The sequence below is a fragment of the Myxococcus sp. CA039A genome (assembly GCF_013336645.1).
Taxonomy (GTDB): Bacteria; Myxococcota; Myxococcia; order Myxococcales; family Myxococcaceae; genus Myxococcus; species Myxococcus llanfairpwllgwyngyllgogerychwyrndrobwllllantysiliogogogochensis.
Genome location: NZ_JABUMQ010000483.1, coordinates 1 through 5908 on the forward strand (window position 1 = coordinate 1; position 5908 = coordinate 5908).

Genomic DNA, 5908 nt, shown 5'->3' on the forward strand with positions numbered 1-5908 from the left:
GGAGGGGCTTGAGCCAACGCACGGGCGCTTCATAGCACCGGGGGGACGGCGGGCATCCGGATTCGAGCCGGGAGCGTTGAGTACTCCCGGACGTCGGAACACGGACACTGCGGTCGCTCGAAGCCTCCTCCCCTACCCGGCCGAGCGCTCCAGGACGGCCGCGAAGAACGCGTCGGTGCCGTGGCTGTGGGGAGCGACGAAGAGGAAGCCATCGCGAAGACAGGCCTCAGAGAGCCACCCCGCGCCGGGACGGGTGAGGCGGTAGTCGGGGCGAGCCGCGAGGAAGGCGGAGACGACGTCCTCGTTCTCTGCGCGGTTCACGGTGCAGGTGGCGTAGACGAGCCGTCCGCCCGGGCGCACCAGGTCCGCGCCGCGCTGGAGGATGTCGAGCTGGAGCGGTGGGAAGTGAGCAAGGACGTCGGGGGTGATGCGGAAGCGCTGGTCGGGGCCGCGGCGGAGGGAGCCCAGCTCCGAGCAGGGAGCGTCCACGAGGACGCGGTCGGCGCCGAGGCCCGGGGTGGGAGGGGTCCGGAGGACCTGGACGCGGGTGAGGCCGGCGCGGGAGGAGCGTTGGAGGAGTCGGTCGAGCCGCTCCGGGTCGGGGTCATGGGCGAAGAGGCGGCCGGAGTCGCGCATCGCGGCGCCGAGCTGGAGCGTCTTGCCCCCGGCGCCCGCGCACAGGTCGACCACGGTTTCACCGGGAAGGGCCTCCAGGAGGAGGCCGAGGAGCTGGCTGCCCTCGTCCTGGACCTCGAAGCGGCCTTCCTGGAGGGAGGGAAGCGCGTAGAGGTTGGGGCGAGGCCCGTCGATGTGGAGGGCGAGCGGGCTCCAGGGGCCCGGCCGGGTGGAGACGCCCTCGGAGCGGAGGCGCTCGGCGAGTTCCTCGCGGGAGGAGCGGAGTGGATTGACCCGGAGGGTGATGGGCCCGGGGACGTTGAGGTGGGCGCAGAAGGCGTCGGCGTCGGGGCCGAGCTCGCGGGAGAAGTGGTCGGCGAGCCAGTCCGGGAGGGAGTAGCGGAGGGCGAGCGAGGGGGGCGGCGAGGGATTCAGGCCGGGGACGCCCTCCCCTACCCCGGCGAGCGAGGCGGCCTCGGGACCGGGGACGTGGGCGAGGCCGTGGAGGAAGGCGAAGAGGAGGAGCGGAGGTGGAGCGTCGTCCTGGTCGAGGAGGAAGGCGAGGCGGCGGCGCCAGAGGCCGACGTTGAAGATGGCTTCCTTGAGGGCCTGGCGCTGGTCGCGGGAGAGTGAGCGATGAGCACGGAGGGTGCGATCCACAACGCGCTCAGCGGGGGAGCCGGCGAGCACGAGGGAGATGGCCTCGGAGGAAACGGGGGCGAGCCCGGCGAGGGCGGACCAGGGTGGACCCTGGAGCCGGGAGAGCGGATCAAACGGGACTGTTGACAGAGGGGGCTCCGTTCTCTAGAAAGCGCGTCATCGCTGCGGCGTCGTCGCCGTACCGCAACGAGGACATATTCCCCGATAGCTCAGCCGGTAGAGCGGGTGACTGTTAATCACTAGGTCCGAGGTTCGAGTCCTCGTCGGGGAGCTGAAAAACGAAGGCCCTGCCAGTTTCTGGCGGGGCCTTTTTGTTTTTCTCGGGCCTCGCGATGAAAATCGCGGGGCCTTCGTGACGATGCCCCTGAGTCCCAAGTGATTCTGCCTCGCGGTGCTGCAGAGGGCGCTCTCGGCTCTCCGCTCCGCAGACCGAGGAGACACCTTCCCTGACATAGGGGCGGCGTGGCTTTACCGCTGCCGTGGCGGTGCGTTCGCGTTGTCCATGTCCGAGACGATCAGCCACGGCCCACCGGGTGCACGACGCAGGGTGAGCGTGAATTTTCCCGTGTCGTCGGCTCTGTTGCCATAACCGTATGCGCCGATGATGTAGCCGCTCGTGCCTTCGGTGGCAAACGCGAGCGCACGTAGCTGCAATAGACCGCCTCCTTGCCCCTCATAGGCGGCCCGGATGGCCGCACGACCACGGACAGGCGGGCGATTGCTCTGGAGTACGAACCCATCCTCCGCGAACAGCGAGGCCAGTGCGGCCGCGTCGCCTGCGCGCCATGCACGCTCGTAGTCGCGCAGCACGCGGTCCAGCGCAGGTGGCAATGCGACATCGGGAAGTCGTGCGGATGCGGCAGGAGCTGGGGTGCTCTGAGCCAGAAGCGGCGCAGTCAACAGCATCGAGCCGAGGACGACGAATGGAAGGCTCATGGACCTCGATCACGGGCGGGTGGTGGGTGTGGCGCCGAATGAGTATTGGAGCGAACACCATAGAACTGGTCTCGAAATTGAGCGAGCAAGTCTGGGAGCGGAAGCTGGGGAGCTCATCGACATGAGAGGGATGGACATGCTCGAAGCTGACCGGTGGACCTGACCGACGAACAGTTGGAGCTGATTGAGCCGCTTCTTCTCGTTAGGAAGCCGAAGAGGGACGACCGGCCTGGGCGGAGCGTTCTCCCTCCCGAAGGAGAGCTGAGCGGGTGAATGGTCCAGCAGCAACGGGCGGGACGGCGTGGACCAAGAGGCGAGGCAGGAGCTGCCAAGCGCGCCCGCCGACACGCGCCCTTGCTGCTTCTGCTCCCGCCCCACTCCACTTCTCCACGAGGGGCGCGTACGCCCAATCTTCCCCTGGGGAGCCCGAGGCGACGTCTCCAGTGACGTACGGCGATACCTGTTCTCCATCCACACGGTGATCGCTGACCTCGAGCACGAGCGTGCACCAGAGAAAGTTGCCTGCGGCAAGAAGATGTCGAAGGGGACCGAGGATGACGTGGCGGTGTCGCTCCATAAAGGCAGCAACTTGGCGGAGCTGAGTAATGGTCGGCAGGGCGACGCCAACGCCCGTGCCTACCCAAAAATTCGGGCGCTGCGGGACGAGCGCGCCAAAGCCACATTCAGCAGTCTGTCAATGCGAGGGAGCGAGGCACGCGAAGGGCGTCATCAGCTCGGCATGTCTGCCGAGGCGACATCTTCCCTGGTACAGGGAGATCCTTGGACCGCACCCTCTACCGGCTGCACTACCAGGTGGAGTGCTTCTGCCACGACCTCAGGCGCTTTCGCGCCGCCGCCACCCGTTACGACAAGACGGCGACCTGTTACCTCGCCGTCCTGCACGTCCCGTCCATGCTTCTCTGGCTGCATTAATCAGGGACAGCCCCTAATCCACCCACTTTTCCATTCGGTGCCTGCTTAGGAGATGACTGCCAGCCTACCGTGCCAAAAGCACGTGGACGCGGCTCCAACTGGGGCCGTACCTGTAGAGCAGGGCAATGTCGTCACGGCCATCGCCATCGGCGTCGCCGCTGACCATACGGCCCGTGACGGCGTCTGCGCTGTAGCCGCCGTCACTGCCCCACCAGCCGAGATCGCCCTGGTACTGAAACGAGGCCCCCTTCGAGAGCAAGACATGCGCACGGCTCGAGGCCGCCCCGTACCTGTAGAGCAGGGCAATGTCGTCGCGGCCATCACCATTGAAGTCACCGCTGACCATGCGGCCCGTGACGGCGTCCGGGCTGTAGCCTCCGGCACTGCCCCACCAGCCGAGATCGCCCTGGTACTGAAACGAGGCCCCCTTCGAGAGCAAGACATGCACGCGGCTCGAGGCCGCTCCGTACCTGTAGAGCAGGGCAATGTCGTCGCGGCCATCGCCATTGAAGTCACCGCTGACCATGCGGCCCGTGACGGCGTCCGGGCTGTAACCACCGTCACTGCCCCACCAGCCGAGATCGCCCTGGTACTGAAACGAGGCCCCCTTCGAGAGCAAGACATGCACGCGGCTCGAGGCCGCCCCGTACCTGTAGAGCAGGGCAATGTCGTCGCGGCCATCGCCATTGAAGTCACCGCTGACCATGCGGCCCGTGACGGCGTCTGCGCTGTAGCCGCCGTTACTGCCCCACCAGCCGAGATCGCCCTGGTACTGGAACGAGGCCCCTGTCGAGAGCAGGACATGCACACGGCTCGAGGCGGCGCCGTACCCGTAGAGAAGGGCGATGTCGTCACGGCCATCGCCATTGAAGTCACCGCTGACCATGCGGCCCGTGACGGCGTCTGCGCTGTAGCCGCCGTTACTGCCCCACCAGCCGAGATCGCCCTGGTACTGAAACGAGGCCCCCTTCGAGAGCAGGACGTGCACGCGGCTCGAGGCCGCCCCGTACCTGTAGAGCAGGGCAATGTCGTCACGGCCATCGCCATTGAAGTCACCGCTGACCATGCGGCCTGTGACGGCGTCCGGACTGTAGCCGCCGTTACTGCCCCACCAGCCGAGATCGCCCTGGTATTGGAACCGCGTGGCGAAGGAAGTCGCGTACAGCGCCCCGTTAGTGCCGCCAGTTTCAGGCATCTCATGTGTCACAGCCGGGGCCGCCTCGGCGTCCCGACCGACGTAGACCATTCCTTCGACTTCCTGCGTCTCATCGGGCAGCTCGGCGCACCCGGGCACAAGGGCAATACATCCTACAGCAAGCACGACACCTCTCATAAACATGAATACTCCTTGCAGGCGCTCCTCCCACGCGCGTGAGATCGTGGAGACCTCAACGGAACGGCGTCCCGCCCGCCACGCGTGCAACGGATCCCTGGCTGAGGAACGTCGGACGCTGGAGATACTCTGATCTCACTCGCGTCGGAATTGTCCCTGCGTCGGGGGAAATTTATGGTGCCGTACGCCCCTAACGCAGAAATCTGCGGGGTGATTGTCCGGCTAACGGTCAACACTCCAGTACACTCTGGCGGAGCTCATCGCACGGGGGGCAACACTTCGCATGTTTGAGCAGAGTCACACCGTTTACGATGTGTTTGGGCCATCCGCGACTCAACTGGACTATTTCACCAGAGAGTCCGTCCACAACAAGCTGGTGGACAACCTGTCCCGTGGCTCGTACTTGGTCATTTACGGCTGCACCTACTAGAAACCCGGTTGCATCAGCATTGGGTGGCAAGGCCACATTCGGCATTGCGTCAAGGCGAGTGAGCGAGGCGCTGAGTCCGTAGAGTTCCTGGGCGGGCGAAGGTACGCGACCGACGGCCGGCGTCCTGAACCGGGGTGGATTCGCCGGTTCACTCCGGCATGCGACGACCCAATCCGGATGAGTGGAAGCAGTTGGTGGAAGAGTTCAAGGCGAGCGGGCTGACTCAGAAGGAGTTCGCGGACAGGCACGAGGTCTCGCTCAGCGCCTTCCAGTACAAGCTGTACAAGAAGCCGAGGTCCACGCTGGGACGGAGGTCCGAATCGACAGGCAGACCACGGGCGATTTTCCTTCCCGTGGAGGTGGTCGCGTCCCCCGTGCCACGGACGCGGGAAGGGCTGATGCTCGAGGTGGCGCTGACGCGAGGAGTGCTCCTGCGTTTCCCGGAGGGCACGCAGGCGGAGTACCTCGCGCATCTCGTGGCGGTGCTCGGCTGATGCTGCTGTTGCCCCGGGCGGTGCGAATCCTTCTGGCACGTGAGCCGGTGGACATGCGTAACAGCATCGATGGGTTGGCGGCGATAGTGCGCGCGGAGTGGAAGGAGAGTCTCTACGCCGGCCACCTCTTCGTCTTCGTCTCGCGGCGCGGGGACAAGGTGAAGATTCTCTCCTGGGAAAGGTAGCGCGCAATGCGGTCGACACTGCAAGCGATTTGGAAGAAGTCACCATCACCATGGCGGTCCATCCCTTCCGCGGCAGACGGTTTCCAGTCCTGCGTGCCGACCGCGACGTGCAGGGCGCCCAGGGAAGCGGCTATCTGGTGCTGGGCCTGCCAGAGGGCGGGGTCTTGCGGCCGGTGAGCGTCAAGGTAGATGTCACGTGAGAGGGTTCAGCCGATGCGCTTCAACTCCTGCACGGCCGGGGTGAGGTTCGGAGAGGGGCCGAGACGGACGGGGCCTGCTGGCGTCCAGTTGCGAGTGTCGCGGCTCCAGCGTTCGGGGTGAC

The 5908-nt window shown here is 66.0% G+C and carries 7 protein-coding genes and 1 tRNA gene; 5 read left to right on the forward strand and 3 right to left on the reverse strand.

Going from position 1 to position 5908, the window contains the following annotated elements; translation table 11 throughout:
* Positions 1-132 precede the first annotated feature (132 nt).
* On the reverse strand, positions 133-1275 hold the full coding sequence (locus HR086_RS43935) for an RsmB/NOP family class I SAM-dependent RNA methyltransferase (RefSeq protein ID WP_373564439.1): 1143 nt from the start codon (positions 1273-1275) through the stop codon (positions 133-135).
* Between the two features lie 198 nt (positions 1276-1473).
* Here HR086_RS43935 and HR086_RS43940 point away from each other — a divergent pair.
* A tRNA-Asn gene (locus tag HR086_RS43940) sits at positions 1474-1546 on the forward strand.
* A 197-nt stretch (positions 1547-1743) separates the two neighbouring features.
* On the opposite strand, the gene HR086_RS43945 is transcribed toward HR086_RS43940, so the two are convergent.
* Positions 1744-2211, reverse strand: coding sequence for an SgcJ/EcaC family oxidoreductase (locus HR086_RS43945; protein ID WP_217440909.1), 468 nt, complete (start codon positions 2209-2211; stop codon positions 1744-1746).
* A gap of 780 nt (positions 2212-2991) precedes the next feature.
* Between HR086_RS43945 and HR086_RS43950 the strand changes: the two genes are divergently transcribed.
* Positions 2992-3144: a hypothetical protein gene (locus tag HR086_RS43950; RefSeq protein ID WP_174468619.1), complete on the forward strand. Its 153-nt coding sequence runs from the start codon at positions 2992-2994 to the stop codon at positions 3142-3144.
* 64 nt (positions 3145-3208) lie between these two features.
* Here HR086_RS43950 and HR086_RS43955 read toward each other — a convergent pair whose 3' ends face one another.
* The gene (locus tag HR086_RS43955) at positions 3209-4390 is read right to left on the reverse strand and encodes a VCBS repeat-containing protein (RefSeq protein WP_174468620.1); all 1182 of its coding nucleotides are present in this window, start codon (positions 4388-4390) and stop codon (positions 3209-3211) included.
* A gap of 675 nt (positions 4391-5065) precedes the next feature.
* Between HR086_RS43955 and HR086_RS43960 the strand changes: the two genes are divergently transcribed.
* Genes HR086_RS43960 through HR086_RS43970 form a run of 3 tightly spaced genes read left to right on the forward strand, consistent with a single transcriptional unit; the run spans position 5066 to position 5786 of the window.
* Complete coding sequence (locus tag HR086_RS43960) at positions 5066-5401, forward strand: IS66 family insertion sequence element accessory protein TnpB (RefSeq protein WP_174464210.1); 336 nt, start codon at positions 5066-5068, stop codon at positions 5399-5401.
* The gene (gene tnpB, locus HR086_RS43965; RefSeq protein ID WP_256433718.1) at positions 5401-5586 is read left to right on the forward strand and encodes an IS66 family insertion sequence element accessory protein TnpB; all 186 of its coding nucleotides are present in this window, start codon (positions 5401-5403) and stop codon (positions 5584-5586) included. The genes HR086_RS43960 and tnpB overlap by 1 nt, the downstream gene beginning before the upstream one ends.
* A gap of 50 nt (positions 5587-5636) precedes the next feature.
* Complete coding sequence (locus HR086_RS43970) at positions 5637-5786, forward strand: hypothetical protein (RefSeq protein ID WP_174468621.1); 150 nt, start codon at positions 5637-5639, stop codon at positions 5784-5786.
* Positions 5787-5908 lie beyond the last annotated feature (122 nt).